The organism is Caballeronia sp. INML2, assembly GCF_023631365.1.
GTDB lineage: Bacteria > Pseudomonadota > Gammaproteobacteria > Burkholderiales > Burkholderiaceae > Caballeronia > Caballeronia turbans.
On the sequence record NZ_JALQDH010000176.1, the window covers coordinates 1 to 1,595 of the forward strand.

At 62.3% G+C, this 1,595-nt stretch carries 1 protein-coding gene and 1 pseudogene; both read right to left on the bottom strand.

From position 1 onward, the window contains the following. A pseudogene (locus NCT32_RS36835) lies at positions 1 to 892 on the bottom strand (DUF1173 family protein); the annotation flags it as partial. A 346-nt stretch (positions 893 to 1,238) separates the two neighbouring features. Next, the coding region (locus tag NCT32_RS36840) for a hypothetical protein (RefSeq protein WP_250491548.1) at positions 1,239 to 1,595 on the bottom strand (357 nt) is incomplete at its 5' end.

Below are 1,595 nucleotides of genomic sequence, written 5' to 3' on the forward strand. Positions count from 1 at the left end.
GCAAGGTCGATGATCCGAAGATTTCCGTCCCTTGTCCGCTCGACCAAGGCGAGAATCACGACGCGCGCGCTAGCGTTCCCCGTCATCGCCCAGGCGGACCTAAACGACGCGGCGGCCGACTTGATAACGGGCGTGGAGGCGAAGAATGTGCGCTTCGTTTGGCGCAGCGTGACGACGAACCCGTACTTCGAGGCCACCACGCCGCGGAGCTCGCCGAGCACCAATCGGCGTTGAGATACGTGGGGTGTCGTCGTAATCTCGTCTAGAAACGCATTGAACTCGGCGACAATGGATTGAGCTTGGCTCTCGTCGTGTCGACGCATGACATGCAAGACTTCGTGGATCGGCTTACCGTTAAGCTTGCCATCGCCGAGAGCGGCCACGAGCTGTGCGTTGCACTGACCCCAACCGCGCGTAGAACCTGCTTGCCAGACGTGCAAACCGGCCTCGAGCCAAATGCGTTGCAGGAACCCAAGGAGCGGTGCGGCGCGGCGAGTTGTGGTGGCGACCGAGGAGCCGCCTTCAGCGCGTATTGACCGTTCGACCGTTCGAACAGAAGCGCGGCGTCGAGCTTGACGTTCAGCCTTGAGGACGTTTGCTGGATCGCACTGAGGGCGTCGGGCGCTCTTCCATCTTTGATGGACGCTGCAGCGTAGAACGGACATGAGATCTCGTCGTGGTTTGGCCCGTCGTCAGGCCATCTTGCGAGATGAAAAAGCGCGCCGTAGCGTCGCACAACGAGGCGCAAGAGTCTGCCAGCGACGCGCTCCCGGCAGCCGCATACAGCGTAACCCGGTGACTTCTTTGCGCGTTCGAGCTGGCGCGCGTACCGCGCCGGGTTGTCTTGAACGTCTTCGAGTGAGACTGTGAGTCCGTCAAATGACACTTGCACGATGTCGTGAGGCCTCGCTCAGTGTGAGGTCCACCTGGTGGGCAGGAACCTTGTGTATGTGTGCCCGGGTCCCGAGGAGGTTGGCCACTTTGCGTACGCTCAGGCAAAACTGCTCGGCGTGCTCGCCGCTCGGAAAGCGAAGGCCGATCGTCTTTACAGCGCCGGGCGCTGCTTCATCACGCGAGAAAACGGAGCCGGTTCCGACCAGCGCGTCGATCCAGCTGTCGGGGAAGCCCGGAGACGGTACAGGGTCAGCGCGCGCCGGCAGGGTCCGTCGTGAAGTCCTCGAAGCTAACAACGATCAGATTCATCTTGTATCGGTAAAGCGAGGTTGGGCGGCACGGCGCTAGGCGGCAACTGTGGCGGCTTCGCGCGGCACTCGGCCGCGAGCCACGTGCGCGTCGTAGAGGGCAACGGCTCCCATAATGGCGACAATCGCACTGAGGCCGCATGCCGCCAGCAGAGCGGCCAAGCATTTTTCGTTGGCAGCGAGTTTCGCAGCGCGCAGTCTCTCTGCTGAGTCCAGGTCATGTCGCTGCGCTGCTAGGGCTGCGGCAAGCGCCGTCTCGTCCCTGAGGCCATATTTCGACAGCAGCAACGGACGGCCAGCGGCCGGGACGTATTCCATCGCGTCGGACAAGCCCTGAAGTCGTGCGGCGATGCTGGTATCAACAACGACCTGGACGGCTGAACGTTCGATCGT